Genomic DNA, 18629 nt, shown 5'->3' on the forward strand with positions numbered 1-18629 from the left:
CGAAAACAACCTCCGTATTTCTACGGATATCATCATACGTTAAAGAAATGAAAGGATCTAACTTGGTTTGCCGGATAGAAATTGTCGAAGAATCTTTTCAACGGGATATACCAGCAACGCGATGGCTGCCTGCACAAAGAAGTTGATAACAGGAGATGTGTTGGTAGCCCAGTAACTCTCTACCAGGTTTTGGATCAGCTCGATGATGAGCACCAACGTTAGCAACGTAAGTATACGCGTAATAAACTCATAGCGACTCTCTTTACGATTAAGTCTGAAGGTTGCCCACAACAATGAACCGAAGAAGATAATTTCCAACAGGTAAAACCACGAGGTCTTCCAGTACGGAGGCACTACATTAAAATGGATTACCTGTTCTTCAGATACCTTACCCAACGTATCCCGTATACGCACATGAAGATTGTACGAACCTGCGGGCAACAACTGGTATGAAAGTGACGAGTTGGGAGTCCAGGCTGTCCACTCATCAGAAAGTCCGTTGAGTTTATACTGGTACTGAACACCGATTAATCCCAGGTAATCCGGATGAACAAACTCAAACGCAAGCGAACTGTTATCCTGCTCTACATGAAGGTCTTCGAGTGGCAACGGCTGTCCTTCTTTACTCCGGACTTCACGCAACAAAACCTTGTGCATCATGGAAGACTCGTTATACCCGGCAGAAGAAACCTTGTATAGTTCGTTGGTACTGGTTGTTACCCAGCATTCTCCGCCTTGCTGTGCATACAGCGATTTTACCTGCTTGAAGAATCCAAGTACATTTAATGCCCGATGCTGTGTGTCTTTATCGGTGAGACAGATCCATCGGGTGCCGTTGAAAATCCATATACTCTCATTGCTCATGATAACGCGCTCCGCTTTACCGAACTGCTTTTTGAATTCACGATCGTGCAACAGAACTTTACGCGATGCATCGTAATAGAAACAATCGTGCGAAGTGATAAAATATGTTTTATCATTATGCACGAACGAGTATACATCGTCATTGAATGGATTGCTGATGCCCAACGTACGCACTACCTGCAATTGACCCGCAATATTGCGCTGTAACAGATATATAGCATTGCGACCAGCCAGCCATATGTCCTGCTGGCTCGTACGGTTAATATGTACTATATCATCCTCGATCTTTATCGAAGATGACATTGACCATTTGTCTTTTTCCTGCGAGAATACTTTTAAGATATGATCGCCCGTAAACGAGAATATCTCGTTAAGAGTCGCATCGTAGGAAAACACCAGTGTGTTATCGTCATCAATGCGAACTGCCTTTTTTTCTTTGATCTCAAATAAACCACCCGTACCACCTGACAGCAGGCTGTTTTTAAGATGCCTTATGCTACTGCTTTTGCCCGTAAAACCCGCTACGGCCTTATAGATATAGCGCACAGATTTTAATTGGCGATGACGTTCAAAAATAGTCTTGGGCTTGCGTGAAAAAATGCGTTGTATAAACGTACTTTTTCGTTTAGCAGGCTCGACCGTTTTTTCTTCAACCTCCGGCCGACTTTCTTCTTCTTTTACTTCTTCTTCACGTGCTTTCTTTTTCTTCGACTTCAGAAATGAAAAGGCCTTGCGTTTTGTTTTTGTATTTGCCTCTTCCGTTATTGTCTTTACCGGTTGCGCCTCTGTCTTAACGGACAATTTGTTCTCGGTACGCTCTTTCCTGTTTTGTCGGGGTGATCCTTTTACCTCAACACGCTGCAGTGTTGTCTGAAAATTTTTAGTCTCTTCCAGGTAGTACATGCCCGTGCTGGTACCTGCATATACTGTATTTTCAAAAGGCATTACCGCTAACAGATTTCCTTCTATACCCGGAAAATTAGAGAAGCAACGAAAAGGAAGTTCCGGTGCTATGCGTGTGAAGCCATACTCATGTGCTACCCATACTCCTTTATCGCGATCGCTGCCCAGCGCATATACCTCATTATCCGGTAAACCGGTATGGTAATTAACGATCTTATCGATCATGCCCGTGGTAGCATTGAGAAATACAACACCACCCCGCAGTGTACCGATCGCGATCAGATTATTACTTACCCAGCTACACGCCGTCAATTCAGATTGCTCGATATACCCATCGTCCTTCGGATATATTCGCGATGCTTTACCCTGACGTATCCAGTAAAGTTCATTACGATCTGTACCAATGAGGCTGATTGATTTATTAGACGGATGATCTGCCGCAAATAATATCCACGCATTTCGCGGGCATGCCGTTACCGCCTCCTTTAACCTTCCATTTTGCAGCGTATATATATTCTTGTTCTGTGTCTGCAACAGAACCTTTCCTGACAGGATAAATATATTTGTAAAATCATTATTCTCCGGAGCCTGAACCTGGCTGGTGGTATTCTTCGACTCCTGGTATATATAGAGTGTCTTATTACTGAGGAACAGGATACTATCCGCGCGCTGCTCAATGCGAATAATGCCTTCTACCGGAGCTTTACTGAATATAGGGATATAGGATGCATTTGACAAGCCTGTAACATTTTGCAGGTAACCAAAACCGGTTTTACCGGCTACATATACCCGGTTCTGTGGTGTGATGTGAACATCGTAAACGGAACCGTTGCACGAAACAAGGTCCCAGTTGTGACCATCATAACGCAATATGCCCCCTTTGTTGGCAATATAGATAAGACCGTTGCTGTCTTGCGCTACATCAAAATTTACCGGATCGTAGCGATCATCATCGTACTTGTGATGTGTTAAAAAGTAGTCGCCTTCCTGTGCCAGGCATGCCGAATGAAAAAACACCAGTAAGAACAATGCTATATGCAGCTTCATCTCAACCCTCTTTTTACGTTCCGGAAATCAGAATAGATTTAGCACCAGCTCCCCATACGGGTAACTCATACAGCAAGTCAGGTGTTTCTGAAGATCAAAAGTAGCGCATATATAAAAATACACTTGTCCTAATTGATCAGGAAGAGTATGTACATAAAATATAGAGTTTCATATCCGTAATTATACGGATACAAGCGAGAGACTAAACTGCTTTATTGCGGTCGTTTATAGTTTAACTCAAAACCAATGGCGGCTTGCATGCTAAAAAAATACGGTAATACTATATTTGGATTAGACCATCAATACGCTTATCTTATTATTAAGATTTGATCGTCAGCCTGTTCGCCACAGATGCAGGTGTGTTTTGTGCGATTATGTATAACCTGTTTTCATAGTCCTGTCCTTTACAAGACAGTGAATACTTAATATTGTTGTTTTAAATGGAACTGTTCGCTAATAATAAGCCCGATCACACACAAGCAATTTTAGCTTCAATAGTTGATTGCACGGAGGATGCCATCTTTAGTACTACCCTGGCGGGATCTATTACAAGTTGGAACAAGGGAGCCGAAAAACTTTTTGGTTTTACCCGTGACGAAGCATTGGGTAAACCAATAACATTTATACTACCTGTCGACCGCACGGCTGAAGCTGAAACTATACTGGAGCGGTTGAAGAACGGTGAATCCATTGATCACTTTGAGACAGAGCGGCTGCGAAAAGACGGTGTACCGGTATATATATCACTAACGGTTTCGCCTCTTCGGGATATAGCGGGTAACATTACCGGTATAGGACAGATCGCGCGCGACTTTACCAAGCAACGGAAATCGCGCGAAACGTTCAAAGCGTTACTCGAATCTGCTCCTGATGCCATGGTAATTGTAGGACGTGACGGCAAGATTCAGATGGTCAACGAACAAACTGAAAGACTTTTCCTGTACAAACGCGAAGAGCTTGTTGGTAATAAGGTTGAAATACTGATTCCGCAGCGATATACCCAGAATCATCCGGATCATCGTAAAGGTTTCTTTAACGATCCGCGTGTGCGAGGGATGGGTATAGACCTGGAGTTATATGGCAAACGAAAAGATGAGACGGAGTTTCCGGTAGAGATCAGTCTGAGTCCACTGGAAACAGAAGCCGGTATAGTTGCACTCGCAGCCATACGCGATATCTCGCTCCGGAAAAAATCGGAAGAGAAATTCAAAGCACTCCTTGAATCTGCCCCGGATGCCATGGTTATTGTAGGACAAGACGGTAATATACAAATGGTAAATGCCCAGGTGCGAAATATATTTCAGTTTGAGCGCAGCGAGATTTTAGGACAGCCTATCGAGATTCTTATACCGGAACGTTTTCATCATGCACATCCACATCACCGGCATGGATTCTTCAACGATCCCCGTATGCGGGGCATGGGTATAGGACTGGAGTTGTACGGCAAACGAAAAGACGGAACCGAATTTCCCGTAGAGATCAGTTTAAGTCCGTTGGAAACGGAAGACGGCACCCTGGCGCTCGCAGCAATACGCGACATCACCGAACGAAAAAAAGCGGAACACCAGATCCAGCAACTCAATCGCGAACTGGAGGAACATATCGTAGAACTGGAATCTTTTTCCTATTCCGTATCACACGATCTGCGGGCACCGCTGCGTGCTATCGATGGGTTTATCGCCATATTCATGGACAAGTTTCAGGACACGGTTGATCCGGAGGGCAAACGACTATTGGACAACATCCGCAGAAATGTTACCAAGATGAGCAACCTTATCAATGATCTGCTCATGCTTTCACGCATTGGTGCAAAAGATATAGACCGTACGTTCATAGATATGAAAACTTTAGTAAATTCAGTACTGGATGAATTCAAGGGGACGCATAGTCATGCAACGGTACGGGTAGGCGATTTGCACCCGGCATCCGGAGATATAGCATTGATGAGACAGGTCTTTCTGAACCTGGTCTCCAATGCCTTTAAATACTCTTCCAAAAGAGAACAGCCGCATATTGAAATCGGATCGATTGAAAAGAAGGGAGAAATTCAATATTACGTAAAGGACAATGGCGTTGGCTTCGATATGGAATACTATAACAAACTGTTTGGGGTATTTCAACGGCTGCACAGTCCGCAGGATTACAACGGTACGGGCGTGGGTCTGGCCATTGTAAAGCGCGTTATAACACGACATGGCGGACAGGTTTGGGCAGAAGGCAAAGAAGGTACAGGAGCTACTTTTTATTTTTCACTAAATACAACAACTCATGGAGCAAGCTGATCGTGTAGAAGTATTATTGGTAGAAGATAATCCGGATGATGCAGAACTAACCATGCATGCGCTTCGTCTCGGAGATAATAAAATAAATCTATTGCACCTGAATGATGGCGCAGAAGCGCTCAACTTTGTGTTCGCCAAAAAAAGCTTTGAGAACAAGCGCATTCAAAATGATCTCAAACTTGTATTGCTTGATCTGAAGCTGCCGAAAATAGACGGACTGGAAATACTGAAGCGGATTCGTGAAGACGAACGAACGCGTACCCTACCCGTTGTAATACTCACATCCTCGCGGGAAAAGAAAGACATTGCAACAGCCTATAACCTGGGTGTCAACAGCTATGTAGTGAAACCCGTAGAGTTTGAATTTTATGTACACGTAGTAAAGACTCTTACACTATACTGGAATACTATAAATGAAAAGCCTATAGGACAGATTTAGCATGAACACAACCGAAAGCCCCCACCCGGAGATTGTTCTTGTTGAGCAAAATGATCATGATTCCGAAATGATCAGGGATTTGCTGGTGCGCAACAGCATTCACAATAATACTGTGCGCCTCCGGACCGGCGATGAATTGCTGGACATGCTATTTGCACGCGGCCCCTATATACAAACACCCGTTAAACATTTACCGAAAGTAATTCTGATGGATGTAAATCTTCCCACCATCAGCGGACTCGAGGTACTCAGGCAACTGCGCAGCAACAAATCAACGCGCAACATTCCAGTGATGGTATTCACATCAGATGAAAATGAGAATGAAGTTTTCGAAAAGTACAAGCTGGGTGTTACTGCCTATATCCACAAGAAACTCGATTTTGAAAAATTCGAAGAAGCGCTGCTCCAGGTACAGCTATACCTGAAAACCTATCGTATTTTAATATTGGAAGATAACCCTGACGATGCCGAGTTGCTGCTATACGAAATCGCTTCCTTCAACATTCAGCTGGTCTCTAAAATTGCCAGCAATAAAGAGGAGTATATAGCAGCGGTAGAAAATTTCGATCCGGATGTAGTCATTGCAGATTTTAATATTCCACCCAATTTCGATGCCATACAGGCTATACGTATACTGCGAAAGAAGAACGCACGCGTTCCTTTTATACTTATCTCCGGAGGATTGACGGAAGAATTTGCCGCAGGTTGTTTAAGCGAAGGTATAGATGATTACCTGCTGAAATCAAACCTGAAGCGCTTCCCGATAAGCCTCACCAACATGCTGCGGAAAAAGAAAGCAGAAGATGAAAAAGAACTGGCGCTGCAGATGCTGCGCGAAAGCGAGGAGCGCTATCGTAAGATTATCGAAACAGCGCAGGAAGGTATATGGGTACTCAACGCCCACAACCAGACTATATTTGTAAACAGGCGCCTGGCTGAAATGCTGGAATACTCTGAAAAAGAAATGATCACGCGATCGTTCTTCAGTTTTATGGATCACGATGACCGTGCCCGCTCCATTGAGCATTTCAAAAAACTGGGCAAGGGTAAAAAGATATCGCTCGAAATTAAACTGAACTCCAAGACTGGTAAAAAAGTGTGGACTTCTATATCCGGCAACCCGCTCTACGATAACCAAAGCAGCTATAGCGGTGCGTTTGGAATGATAACGGATATAACAGCCCTTAAGACTGTACAGTTTAGTCTCGAGTCCAAGATTACGGAGTTGAATGCATTTCTATACCACACTTCGCATGTATTGCGCGGACCGGTATCTTCTGCACGAGGATTGATCAATGTACTGAAGATGATTTCACAAGATACCGAAGAGCAGGATTTTCTGAAAATGCTTGACGACTGCAACGTAGATATGATAACAATTCTCGAAGAACTGACACGCATCTCTACGCTATATTACAACCCGATTATCAACGACAAAATCAACTTTGAAGAAATAGCACGCGAGGCTATCCGCGATCTTCAATATTTACCCAACAGCGAACGTACTACACTTTCGATACATCAAGACAATGATATAAATTTTTACAGCGATCCGTTTATCATCAAGCCTATATTTTATTGTCTCATTAAAAATTCCATGACCTATACTGATGATACACAGGAATGTGCGATCAACATTACGGTAACGCGAGAGAATAACCGCGCCAAAATTGAAGTAACAGACAATAGCGATGGTATACCACCAGAGTTTTTACCGCGCGTATTTGATATGTTTTACCGGGCACATAAAAAAGCAAGAGGCCCGGGACTAGGTCTCTATATTGTTAAACACATTGTTGAAAAACTAAATGGAACTGTAGGTATATCCAGTCAGAAGGATGCCGGCACTACTGTGGTGATACGGTTGCCACTCGCCTCTTCTCACGCACCTGCAACGGTATAGCGATTCGCCCAGCGCTATATCACGCGCTCTGTTGCCAGAGTGTAAATTTTGCCACCTTAAGACGCAGCTCTTCCGGATCAAACGGTTTACTGATAAAGTCATTCATTCCGGTTTCTATTACTTTATCACGCATACCACTCATGGCTGCGGCTGTCAATGCAATGATAGGTACTTCTTTAAAATACGGATCTTCCATGGCACGTATCTTTCGCGAAGCTTCATAGCCATCCATACCCGGCATCTGCAGATCCATAAATATCATGTTATAGGATTTGCGTTTGATCATGGTGAGCGCTTCAAATCCATCATTCGCTATATCAACCGCTACACCCCATTGCTGTAAAAAGTTAAGTGCTACAATCTGATTGATGCGATTATCTTCTACCAGCAACACGCTGATCGTTTCATCATTAACAAGTTTACCGGGCACGGAATTAGTTTCGGCAACAGGCTCATCTTTACCTTTGTCCATCGTTAATACAAACGAGAAGGTAGAACCATAGCCGGGCACGCTTTCCAGATCAATCTTGCTGCCCATGAGATGAAGTAAACCTTTGGTAATGGTAAGTCCTAAACCGGTACCGCCAAACCTCCTGGTAATATCATTATCAGCTTGGGTAAAATGTTCAAAGATTGTCTCAAGCTTATCGGCTTCTATACCGATACCGGTATCTTTTACAGCGAACTGTACTTTATATTTACCTTTCTCTTCGCCCAGTAATTTTACAGACAGCTCAACATAACCGCGCTCGGTAAATTTAATAGCGTTGCTCAGCAGGTTGGTAACAATCTGTGAAATACGAACCGTATCGCCTTTTAAAAATTCAGGCAACTTCGCATCATACTTCATATAGAGCGATATATTTTTCTCCTGCGCGCGCTGCTCCAGCATTTGTCTTGTATCCGAAAGCAGTTTCTTCAGGTTTATATCGATAGACTCGAGAACCAGTTTACCAGCTTCAATCTTGCTAAAGTCAAGTATATCGTTGATAATCGTTAACAGGTTATGCCCTGAAAACTTCAACAAGTTGAGACGCTCGCGTTGATCTTCGCGCGGATCATTCTGCAAAAGTAAATTGGTGAGCCCGACTATAGCGTTCATTGGTGTGCGTATCTCGTGGCTCATCATCGACAGGAATAAACTTTTCGCGCGCGTTGCTTCCTCGGCCTTCTCCTTGGCAACCTTCAGCGAAGCTTCAAACTCTTTTCGTTTTGATATATCACGTGATGAACTCTGAAACCCGGTCATGTTTCCATTATCATCATAGAACGGATGCGCATGAGATTCCAGCCATACATAGGTACCATCTTTCCTGCGCATGCGATATTCAAGTGTCGCGGAGTTTCCGGTAAACACAACAGACTTCAATATCTTCTTTACCTGTGCTTCATCTTCGGGGTGTATATTATCATAGGGAGAACTTCCCACCAACTCTTCCGAAGTATATCCCAGTATATCGTTTACTGAAGGTGATATAAACGTACGTGTTGCAGACGCATCAATCTTGTAAAGCGCAATCATGTCGCGCGTATTGCTGGAGAGCAGGCGGTATAGCTCTTCACTGTCACGCAGCTTCTGAAACATTTGCTTGCGCTCGGTTATATCGTGTGTAGTGCCAATATAGCCCGTCAGTACTCCGTTGTCGTCCAGCACCGGTACACCTTCGCTGATCACCCAGCGTATACCCTGTGTATCATTTACAAAACGGAGCTCGATTTTGAAGCCGTGTTTTTCTTCAACCGACTGTTGCAACGTAGTGGTTACACGCAAAAGATCTTCCGGGTATACAGCTTTTATCCAGCCTTCCCGGAGCATATCTTCTTCCGGCATGCCTGTAATTTCACTGACACGTTTATTCACATACGTGCATACACCCGTTGCATCAGTCTGAAAAATTCCGACCGGTGCATTTTCAGCCAGCGTACGAAAACGATTTTCACTCTCCATACGCTTCAGCTCTGTATTCTTCAATGTTGTTATATCGCGTGATATAACACTTACTTTTATAACTTTATAGTCATCGGTAAACTGCATGTTTACATTCTGACCGATCCAGATTCCTTCTCCGCTTTTTGTAAGCATAGTAAATTCCAGGTAAGTATTACGCTTACCGGACCTACGCTGCTCTTTATAAAAGTTGACGATGCGATCACGATGGTCCGGAGATACCAGTTCCCAATACCGCATGGCAAACAACTCTTCTCTTGTATACCCGGATACGCGTTCCATTACCGGGTTTACAAATGAAAAATATCCTTCTGTGTTAAGTTCATATATAAGGTCGGTGGCATTCTCCACCATCTCGCGATATTGACGTTCGCGAATTTCGAGCTGGTCCTGAAGCGACTTGATATGCTCCAGGTTACCGCGACTCTCGCGGTTCAATATAGCCAGCTTCATGTTGGATTCTTCCAGCGTGCGAGCGCGCTCATCCATCTGGCGCGCCATGTATTTCAACTCAATTTGTTTAATGACGTTGCGTGCGAGTGTACGCAAACTGAGACATTGAAAGTCGGTAAGATTTCCGGGCTTGCGGCCCATCACGCACAACGTACCTAGCGTGTAGCCATCCGTTGTAATCAGTGGCATCCCGGCATAGAACCGGATTCCCATAGAGCCTGTAACCAGCGGGCTCGCAGCGAATCGTTCATCAGCCAGCGCATCCGGCACAATCATCAATTCATTTTGTAATATAGCATGCGCGCAAAAAGCGTGTTCGCGCGGAGTTTCTGATATAGCTACGCCAACTTTTGCTTTGAACCATTGCCTGCGTTCATCGACTAAACTGATAAGTGCTATAGGAACATCACAGATGGTAGCGATCAATTGGACTATATCATCCAGATCTTTCTCATCACTCGTATCCAGTATCTCAAGTTTGCGAAGTGTCTCCAACCGACTGTCTTCAAAAGCTGTAGGCAGAAAGCAGTTCATGGGGGATTGTTATAGAGAGGGGCTTGATTACGTCAGTTTTTTAAGAATGGTCTCGGCTTCTTCCATCAATACTTCGTGCGAAGTAATGAGCGCAGCGATCCGGCTTTTATAGTCAGGATCACTTACATGGTTTGCATTTTCTTCCAGATGTATAATCTCAGAGTATAGCGAGTCTGAACACAACAAAGATGTTGACGATTTCAGTTTATGGAGTATACGCGCCACATCAGCAACGTTCTCGGCCATAGCAATGGTGCGAAGTTCTTCCAGCAGCGCAGGTGTAAATTCCAGGAACGCTTCGATCAGTTCCGCCTGTATCTTGTCATAACCACCAGTGAGCTTATCAAACTTGTCGTGATCGAAATAACGGCCCACAGCCTTCGGTTTATTCATAACATCCCGGCCATGAACAGATAACTCTACGAATGTCTGCTTATTGTAGAATGCTGGGTTAATGGATCTGTTCGCGCTCATAATTTTAAAATTTAGTTGTTACTGCGTGGTTATTCGTCATACAAAAGTGGAATGAAAAAACATCTAAAAAATCAGTGACAAGCTGATTTTTACAGAGATCAAGAGCTCCTCCATATCCTAAGGATTTTCCCTAGAAAATACGTAGAACACTTAGATGGCATTACGATTTGAGGTTGGGAATCCACACGAAGAAGCTTGAACCACATCCTTCCTCTGACGTAACGGTAATGCTGCCGCCCATTTTTCGCAGCACTTCATTTACTACATACAGTCCTATGCCTGCACCTTGCGACTGTTGCGCTCCGCGGAAGAAAAGTTGAAATATATTCTTCTGAATGTCAGACGACATACCGATACCATTGTCCAATACCTTAATATGACATCCGTTTTCGTTAACGCGCACAAATATATCGATGTGCTTGTCGGCCTTCTCGGAATCATTAAACACCAGCGCATTCGAGATGAGCTGTATCAGGATAAGATTGAGACGCTCCACATCCGTGAACAACGGAACTGTTTGCGTTATACTTTTCGAAAAACGGATGTTCTTACTTTCAGCCTCTCTGCTATAGCGTTCGAGTATAAGATCAATCGTTTTGGACATCGACACCGATTCAATAACAAGATCTCTTCGTGAGTTCACCAGGAACTGCTCAAGGTCATTCAGAATGGTTTCCATTTTATTAACCGTCTTCTGGATAAGCTCAAGATGTTTGTAAGGATCTTCTGTTGCTTCCGGATTCTGCAAAAGTTTTATAAGACCTGAAATAGATTTCAATGGTCCACGCATGGTATGAGAACAGCCGTACAAAAATTTATCAATAACATTTTTAGCTTTTGCAAGCTCTTGTGCTATTGATGTATCGGTGCGCTTCTGTTCTCCCATTGTTTGTAAATTGACTTGTATCATAACTGTAAACTGATGCGTCAAAATTCTATAACAATGTGTAGACTTGAATCCGTGTGATGCTGATTTTGAAAAAATAAGGACGCAGATTTGTTCAGTAAATCTCCTCAGTAAAATCCTTAGACTGCAGAAATGCGATTCTTCATTTCAAGATGTACCGCAATAACACGGCTGATGATGCTTAACGATTGGATCTGCTCTCCTGAAAATTTACGAGGCTTGCTGTCAGACAAAGCAATTATACCGATGCGACTTCCCTGACCATTAACGATGGGCATACCCGCCAGAAAACGAATAACAGGCTGATCGAGTACACGTGAATCAAATTTGAACACTACATCTTTCAACGTGTCTTCGACTTCGGTATATTGTTCATGCTGTATCAATGCTTCCCATAACCCGATGCGTTCGGTTGAAAGTATAGTACCGGCTGATGCTGTTACGCGCAACACTGTATTGTCATAAACACAAATGGACACGGAAGTTGTACGGCTGATGGTGATGGACAACTGTGCGAGCTCTTTCCAGAAACGCTCGTTGGAAACACTGGCATCCGTATGAAACAAAAAGCCCTTTCGTTTTTCTCCTGCCAGTAAATCAGTGTCGGGCGTTGCCATGGTTTAATATGCGTTAATCAGAAACAAATGTCTGATTGCGCACCCTAAAATCTGACAGCAATAGAATGATTTTACAAAATCAGGATATTACTGATGTAGCCTACGTGAAAAGCTTAGTATCGCGTTACCTTGCGCTCCAGGGCATATCGCACAAGCTGTGCCGTGCCGGTGAGCCCGAGTTTATCCTGGATATGAAGTTTATGCGTTTCCACCGTTTTCACACTGATAAAAAGTTCTTCTCCGATCTGTTTCAAACTTTTTCCTTCGGCTATCAACGTGAGTACTTCTTCTTCGCGTTTGGAGAGTACGCTGCCCTTCAGCTTTTCTCCCCGGTCATTATCGCGCGTGGATTTTTGTGGTGATGAAAATTCTTCCAGCACGAGCGAAGTGATATCAGTACCAAAATATTTCTCTCCCTTCATTACACTGCGCACAGCTTTCATCAACACATCGGATGTTGTACTCTTGTTGAGATAGCCATCCATACCGCTGCGAAGACCTGCGCGTATAAAATCCTTATTTACTTCGCTTGACACCAGTATAACTTTTACATGCGGGTTTTGTTCCTTAATCCAACGCGTGGCTTCTATACCCGTCATTCCTCTCATCACAATATCCATAATAACTATATCCGGTGAAAGCTCCGTAGCGTAGTTCACGGCTTCTTCTCCGCTATCTACACTTTTCAGGATTTCCACTTCACCACTTTCACGTAACAACGAAACGATACCCTGTCGCACCAATCCGTGATCGTCTACAACTATAACTTTTACAGCACTCATGATCTTCTTATTTATCCAGTATACTTTTTACTATCTCATGCAGATCGTCCAGCGAGCACGGCTTCTTTATAAAGGCCTGCACATTGAGACTCAATGCCCGCGCTTCGTTTTCATGCGGTGGCTTTGCCGAAAAAATTGCAACCGGTATATGTTGCATAGTCTTGTCCTGTTTTATTTTTTCAATCAATGCAAATCCATCGAGCTTGGGCATTAGCAAATCCGTGATGATCAGATCCGGTTTACTATATGCCAGTTTCCGATACGCATCATGACCATTCGAGCAAGGCTCTACATCATATCCCTCCATCGTGAGGAAATCTGTTACATGCTGCAGCAGGTCAGGAGTATCTTCTACTACCATAATTTTCTTAGGCATGTTCCAACGGAATTACTATAGTTATTTCTGTACCTTGTCCGATTACACTCTTTATATCTACATAACCTCTGAGCAGGTCCAGCGCTTTCTTAATAATAGAAAGACCAAGCCCGGTACCTTCCACATCGGCAGCATTGCTGGCGCGGTAAAACGGTTCGAACAGATTTTTTATATCTTGCTCCGGTATACCTATACCATAATCCTTTACACCTATCGCAAGCTTGTTATAGTCTGCAGTTACAAACAAATCAACGTATGAAGCACCCGGAGAAAACTTGACAGCATTGGTGAGCAGGTTTATTACCATGGTACGAATCAGTTTCTCATCGGTATTCACGCTACCTTCTATACTATCGATATGTAACCGTATAATATGTGTATTGCCAGTACTTTGCTCTATCTCATTTTTCAACCGCTCAAACGTATCAGCAATATCTACTTCCGATGGATGTACCACCAGCTTTCCGGCTTCCGTTTTTCCGATCAGCAGTACATCGTCCAGCAAATGCGTCATGTGTCCCACCTGCTTTTCAATGTTGTCCAATCGTTTATCAACTTCCTCCGGTGTAATCTTCTGTTTGTACTTTTTGATAAAACCTGATGCCAGTGAAATGGAAGAGAGCGGTGTACGGAATTCGTGGGACGCGATGGAGACAAACTTGCTTTTCATCTCTACAAGCTCCTTTTCCTTCTGCAACGCCTCGTTCAACTCGCGTGTGCGATCGTAGACCATACGCTCCAGATTTTGTTTATACTCTATAAGCTCCGTTATATTCTGACCGACAATCGTTGCACCAACAATTTTATGTTCAGCATCTTTCCGTGGTGAAACACTGAGTAGCAAGGATATCTTCTGCTTCTTCCGACTCAGCACCGGCAATTCAAAATTACTTACGGGTACACCGCTGAGTGCATCTTTCATAATCGCTGTTACTACTTCATGATATTCCGGTTCGAGTAAATTCGTTATCCAGTCACGCCCGATCATTTCGGTTCTTGAAAAACCTGTGAGTTCTGCTGAGACACGATTCCATTCGTTTATCTTTCCATGTTGATCAATGCCAAATATAGGCACGTTGGCATTCTCGATTAAGCTTGACAGCTCGCGCGCTATTGCCGTTAATGTACCTTCAAATTCCTTCTGCTCATTTATATCATGCGCTTCGATGCAATAACCAAAGAGTTTACCTTCAGCCGATCGTACCTGACTGATGGTTATTTTAAACCACGCAGCTTCAAGTCCTCCGTTCTGAAGATTAGCTTCGTAGGAAATCATCTCACCATTCTCAACACGTTCCAGTAAATAAGTAAAAGCACTTCTGCGATCTTCATCTATATACTCCAGCAGGTTTACACCTGTACGCAGTTCCTTGTTGGTGCGCAGCAGCACATTCTGAAAATTAGCTTTATTAAAAGCAATGATCGTATAATCCGGAGACAGCAACGTAAAAGAATCGCGGGTGTTATCAAATATAGCTTTCAGGTTTGCTTCCGATTCGCGCAGTATATTTTCCTGTTCTTTCAATTGCGTGATATCGGATGCTATAATGGCAACATGCGTAGTTTTACCATCGCTAATAATCGGTTCGTATCGAACAGAATGATATATAGCATTATCCTGCATATAAAACACCGCCGTGGTCTTTATCAATTTACCCTCAAGCGCTTCCTGGAACAATCGCTGCGAAACCTCCCTGCGATCTTTGGTAGTTATATCCCATATATACTTTCCTACAACCGGCCGAACGCCTGTTACAGCTTCCGCGAAGTATTCAAACGCTTTATTAAACAACAAAACTTTTCCGGTAAAATCCATCAGCACTATATTTTCCTGAGTGTTGGAAAATATAATATCGATTTGCTGCTGATAGCGAAGTATAATTTCCTCTGCCTTCTTTTGATTAGTAATATCTACAATGATCCCCTCCTGTCGTAACGGCATTCCGTTTTCATCATCCACCACGTGCATTTTTTCGAACAGCCATTGATAACCATCATCAGCGGTGCGTATGCGATACGTACACTCTGCGTAGCCATCGAGGGATACATTTCGGAGCGCTTCTTCTTTTAACGGCCAGTCTTCCTCCAACACGAGGTGTTGCCAATATATAGCATCGATCAATAATTCTCCCCGAACATTGTCGCCCAGCACCTGCGTGGCAGAGCGGCTGATATAATGTTTGCCGGCCCCCGTTAAATCGATCGACCAGATTATATCCTGCGAAGAATCGAGCACACGGTTAAGTTGTTCATCTTTCTGACGAAGTATCGTTTGTGTCTGCTCTGCTATTTTTACATGAGCATCTTCCAGCTTCTGGTTGGTATATTTCAATTCTTCGTTAGCTGCAGCAAATTCTTTATTGGTAATTAACAATGCTTCGTGGCGTTTGTTTAATTCGCGATACGCCCGGCTTTTCCGAAGTGCAAACACCATCACAACTGCGCTTAATACCAACAGGCACACAAAAGCACCTAACAGTATAGATATAGGTTGAGTACCGGTAATGCGTTCAACTTCAAAGTCAGGTTGAAGCAGTGGCATACCTGCATGTACAATCACAATATCAGGAACCATTACGGCATACGAAAACTCTGCACTGAGTTTTCCACTACTGCTCGCCCGGTTACAGGAAAACAACAACTCCAAACAAAACAAAATACAAAGCCAATGATGTATCCGCATCGTTGAAAAATTCAGATCAACACACCTAATTCTAAAATGATCTACTTAATGATCTTAACCAATAATAACCTGTAATCTATTGCACCGTCAGGAATGTGCAGGAACAATTCAAACAATCTCTACTCGATCAATTTAATGTAGAAAATAGTGAAATATCAGAAATAAAAAAAATCCAACCGTATGAATACACGCAGAATAAAAAAATTACAAATAACACGATTTGAGACAGGTAGTATTGTCCTATCAGGATCAGGACAAAATGTTGCAACGTATTTTAAAAAATGGTGAAACGCAGATAAGCGTGCGTGTAGTATCCTATCAGGAAGTGCTCCCGTTAAAACAGCAAGACTATTTCCTACTGCGAGAAAATACTTCACAGCAAAACGAAATATAGCGAGCAATCTACCGACCCTCTTTTTCGGCTTGCTTTTCTTCATGCAGTTCTTCGGCTTCTTCGATGGAGTGTGTTTGTTGCATGCTATCTTCTTCCTTACTCATGGTGGCGAGTTTCGCATAGAACTTGCGCAGTACTCTTAACTCTTCTTCCGTGAGATCTTCTACCGAAACAAGCCGGTTGCTTGCTTTGCTATGCGCTGCAACCAATTCATTCAATTTAAGATGTATGGCAATTGATTCTTTATTCTGACTTCGTTGAATGAGAAATACCATTAAGAAAGTAATAATGGTAGTACCCGTATTAATAACGAGTTGCCAGGTATCAGAATAATTAAAAATAGGCCCGGTAATCAACCACACCAATATCAATAACACCGCCACCAGGAAAGCTGATGAACTGCCAGCAGCACCCGTTACCACAGTGGAAAATTTTTCCAGTGGGGTTATTTTTTTACAAGATGAATTCATACGTAGTGTAACTCTGTTGTGTAGCACTGTTTAAAAATCCATTCCCGGGTGGAAAGTATATTCTCACGGCATTATTTTTTTATTCACTTCCGTTAACGAAACCAATCCAATTATGAAAACGCACACTAAATCACATACACAAAACACCCCCCGCATCAGCAGACAAAAGCAGGGCCGTGACGCATCTTCCCCCAAAAGTAATGTAGATACAGGCGAACATATATCTACCGATTCTTCGAAAGAAGATCCTGGCAAACCAAAACGATTGGGCGAGTCACAAATCGAAATTAATGACGAAACCACGATATAGCCTTTTCGCAATTAAAGTTACAAGGAATGTTTTTTTCCAAGCATGACGTATAGAACATGATCTCACGAAAGAAAAAAATTCTATGGGCGTTAGCAATTGTTGCCGTGCTGCTGGTAGCCGTGCGACTGGCACTCCCCTATATTGTTCTTCATTACCTGAACAAAACACTTGCCAACATGGATGGTTATTATGGCAAGGCCGATGATATAGATATAGCATTGATACGGGGCGCCTATGAGATTGACAGTATATATCTGAACAAAGTAGACAGTACTACACAAAAGGAGACACCTTTTTTTGGTGCGTCTCAGATTGATTTATCCGTAGAGTGGAAAGCGTTGTTTCACGGTTCGATCGTGGGAGAGCTTGTCTTTGAAAACCCGATGATACGATTTACCAAAGACAAAGTGGAGCCGGATGAAGTGCGAGACGACTCCAGCAGTTTTAAAAATCTGCTCGATGACTTCATGCCTTTGCAGGTAAACCGCGTGGAGATCAACAATGGCAGCATTCAGTATATAGATGAAACTTCTAAGCCTCGTGTGGACATCAGTCTTACCAATGCCTACGCACTGGCGGAAAACCTTCGGAACAGTTATGACTCAACGGTTGTGTTACCGGCATCCCTTCGGGCACACGCCAATGTATATGAAGGAGATCTTGCCATTAACATGAAACTTAACCCACTGGCGGATGAACCAACTTTCGATGTGAACGCTGAATTAAAGAACACGAACCTTGTTAAGCTTAACGACTTCTTTAAAGCCTATGCTAAGGTAGATGTTAACAAAGGCCGCTTTGGACTTTATACTGAGGTGGCAGCGAAGAAAGGTAAATTTACCGGTTATGTTAAACCGCTCATTCAGGATCTGGACATTCTGGGACAAGAAGATCGCGATGATAACATTCTGCGAAAAGCATGGGAAGCTACAGTCGGTGTTGCGGGAGAAATTTTTGAAAACCAACGCAAAGACCAGGTTGCTACCAAAATTCCTTTCCAGGGAAGTCTCAAAAACCCGGAGACAAATGTATGGTTCGCGCTTACGCGTGTGCTGCAAAATGCTTTTATACAGGCGCTGCAACCTTCCATAGACCAGGAGATAAATATAGCAACCGTAGAATCACAATCGAAAAAAAAGAAAACTTTCCTGGAAAAAGTGTTCGGCAAAAAAGACGACAAAGAAAAGGATAAGAATAAGGACAAAGACAAAAAGAAAAGCTGATTCAAACACTACATCTTCGA

At 43.1% G+C, this 18629-nt stretch carries 14 protein-coding genes; 5 read left to right on the forward strand and 9 right to left on the reverse strand.

The window, feature by feature from the left end; translation table 11 throughout:
• Positions 1-57: 57 nt before the first annotated feature.
• Entirely contained in the window at positions 58-2814 is a 2757-nt protein-coding gene (locus tag ACFQ21_RS04795; protein WP_377575582.1) for a triple tyrosine motif-containing protein, read from the reverse strand.
• A gap of 440 nt (positions 2815-3254) precedes the next feature.
• On the opposite strand from ACFQ21_RS04795, the gene ACFQ21_RS04800 reads away from it, so the two are divergent.
• The 3 genes from ACFQ21_RS04800 to ACFQ21_RS04810 are packed head-to-tail and all read left to right on the forward strand — an operon-like array spanning position 3255 to position 7438.
• Positions 3255-5096, forward strand: a complete 1842-nt coding sequence (locus tag ACFQ21_RS04800; protein ID WP_377575585.1) for a PAS domain-containing sensor histidine kinase — start codon at positions 3255-3257, stop codon at positions 5094-5096.
• Positions 5083-5535 (forward strand): response regulator, encoded by a 453-nt coding sequence (locus tag ACFQ21_RS04805; RefSeq protein ID WP_377575588.1) that lies wholly within the window; start codon positions 5083-5085, stop codon positions 5533-5535. The genes ACFQ21_RS04800 and ACFQ21_RS04805 overlap by 14 nt, the downstream gene beginning before the upstream one ends.
• Position 5536: 1 nt before the next feature.
• On the forward strand, positions 5537-7438 hold the full coding sequence (locus ACFQ21_RS04810; protein ID WP_377575591.1) for a response regulator: 1902 nt from the start codon (positions 5537-5539) through the stop codon (positions 7436-7438).
• Positions 7439-7457: 19 nt separating this feature from the next.
• On the opposite strand, the gene ACFQ21_RS04815 is transcribed toward ACFQ21_RS04810, so the two are convergent.
• The 8 genes from ACFQ21_RS04815 to ACFQ21_RS04850 form a co-directional block, all read right to left on the reverse strand.
• Complete coding sequence (locus ACFQ21_RS04815; protein ID WP_377575594.1) at positions 7458-10373, reverse strand: PAS domain S-box protein; 2916 nt, start codon at positions 10371-10373, stop codon at positions 7458-7460.
• 27 nt (positions 10374-10400) lie between these two features.
• Complete coding sequence (locus tag ACFQ21_RS04820; protein ID WP_377575597.1) at positions 10401-10847, reverse strand: Hpt domain-containing protein; 447 nt, start codon at positions 10845-10847, stop codon at positions 10401-10403.
• Positions 10848-11007: 160 nt separating this feature from the next.
• On the reverse strand, positions 11008-11733 hold the full coding sequence (locus tag ACFQ21_RS04825) for a sensor histidine kinase (RefSeq protein WP_377575600.1): 726 nt from the start codon (positions 11731-11733) through the stop codon (positions 11008-11010).
• A 140-nt stretch (positions 11734-11873) separates the two neighbouring features.
• Positions 11874-12371: a GAF domain-containing protein gene (locus ACFQ21_RS04830; protein WP_377575602.1), complete on the reverse strand. Its 498-nt coding sequence runs from the start codon at positions 12369-12371 to the stop codon at positions 11874-11876.
• Between the two features lie 113 nt (positions 12372-12484).
• On the reverse strand, positions 12485-13153 hold the full coding sequence (locus tag ACFQ21_RS04835) for a response regulator transcription factor (protein ID WP_377575605.1): 669 nt from the start codon (positions 13151-13153) through the stop codon (positions 12485-12487).
• A gap of 7 nt (positions 13154-13160) precedes the next feature.
• Positions 13161-13529 (reverse strand): response regulator, encoded by a 369-nt coding sequence (locus tag ACFQ21_RS04840; RefSeq protein WP_377575608.1) that lies wholly within the window; start codon positions 13527-13529, stop codon positions 13161-13163.
• Positions 13522-16104 carry a sensor histidine kinase gene (locus ACFQ21_RS04845; RefSeq protein ID WP_377575610.1) on the reverse strand — a complete coding sequence of 861 codons (2583 nt, stop codon included), beginning with the start codon at positions 16102-16104 and terminating at the stop codon, positions 13522-13524. Before ACFQ21_RS04845 ends, ACFQ21_RS04840 begins: the two co-directional genes overlap by 8 nt.
• A 510-nt stretch (positions 16105-16614) precedes the next feature.
• A complete protein-coding gene (locus tag ACFQ21_RS04850) occupies positions 16615-17076 on the reverse strand; it encodes a low affinity iron permease family protein (RefSeq protein ID WP_377575613.1) in 462 nt (153 codons plus the stop codon).
• A gap of 112 nt (positions 17077-17188) precedes the next feature.
• Here ACFQ21_RS04850 and ACFQ21_RS04855 point away from each other — a divergent pair, with 112 nt between their 5' ends.
• Positions 17189-17386 (forward strand): hypothetical protein, encoded by a 198-nt coding sequence (locus ACFQ21_RS04855; RefSeq protein WP_377575615.1) that lies wholly within the window; start codon positions 17189-17191, stop codon positions 17384-17386.
• 56 nt (positions 17387-17442) lie between these two features.
• The gene (locus ACFQ21_RS04860) at positions 17443-18609 is read left to right on the forward strand and encodes a DUF748 domain-containing protein (RefSeq protein ID WP_377575618.1); all 1167 of its coding nucleotides are present in this window, start codon (positions 17443-17445) and stop codon (positions 18607-18609) included.
• Positions 18610-18629 lie beyond the last annotated feature (20 nt).

It is taken from the genome of Ohtaekwangia kribbensis (assembly GCF_042676245.1).
GTDB lineage: Bacteria > Bacteroidota > Bacteroidia > Cytophagales > Cyclobacteriaceae > Ohtaekwangia > Ohtaekwangia kribbensis.

Bases quoted from the DNA above. Each gene is read 5' to 3' on its own strand.
- ACFQ21_RS04795 (WP_377575582.1), bottom strand. From the start codon at position 2,814: ATGAAGCTGCATATAGCATTGTTCTTACTGGTGTTTTTTCATTCGGCA.
- ACFQ21_RS04800 (WP_377575585.1), top strand. From the start codon at position 3,255: ATGGAACTGTTCGCTAATAATAAGCCCGATCACACACAAGCAATTTTA.
- ACFQ21_RS04805 (WP_377575588.1), top strand. From the start codon at position 5,083: ATGGAGCAAGCTGATCGTGTAGAAGTATTATTGGTAGAAGATAATCCG.
- ACFQ21_RS04810 (WP_377575591.1), top strand. From the start codon at position 5,537: ATGAACACAACCGAAAGCCCCCACCCGGAGATTGTTCTTGTTGAGCAA.
- ACFQ21_RS04815 (WP_377575594.1), bottom strand. From the start codon at position 10,373: ATGAACTGCTTTCTGCCTACAGCTTTTGAAGACAGTCGGTTGGAGACA.
- ACFQ21_RS04820 (WP_377575597.1), bottom strand. From the start codon at position 10,847: ATGAGCGCGAACAGATCCATTAACCCAGCATTCTACAATAAGCAGACA.
- ACFQ21_RS04825 (WP_377575600.1), bottom strand. From the start codon at position 11,733: ATGGGAGAACAGAAGCGCACCGATACATCAATAGCACAAGAGCTTGCA.
- ACFQ21_RS04830 (WP_377575602.1), bottom strand. From the start codon at position 12,371: ATGGCAACGCCCGACACTGATTTACTGGCAGGAGAAAAACGAAAGGGC.
- ACFQ21_RS04835 (WP_377575605.1), bottom strand. From the start codon at position 13,153: ATGAGTGCTGTAAAAGTTATAGTTGTAGACGATCACGGATTGGTGCGA.
- ACFQ21_RS04840 (WP_377575608.1), bottom strand. From the start codon at position 13,529: ATGCCTAAGAAAATTATGGTAGTAGAAGATACTCCTGACCTGCTGCAG.
- ACFQ21_RS04845 (WP_377575610.1), bottom strand. From the start codon at position 16,104: ATGGTTCCTGATATTGTGATTGTACATGCAGGTATGCCACTGCTTCAA.
- ACFQ21_RS04850 (WP_377575613.1), bottom strand. From the start codon at position 17,076: ATGAATTCATCTTGTAAAAAAATAACCCCACTGGAAAAATTTTCCACT.
- ACFQ21_RS04855 (WP_377575615.1), top strand. From the start codon at position 17,189: ATGAAAACGCACACTAAATCACATACACAAAACACCCCCCGCATCAGC.
- ACFQ21_RS04860 (WP_377575618.1), top strand. From the start codon at position 17,443: ATGATCTCACGAAAGAAAAAAATTCTATGGGCGTTAGCAATTGTTGCC.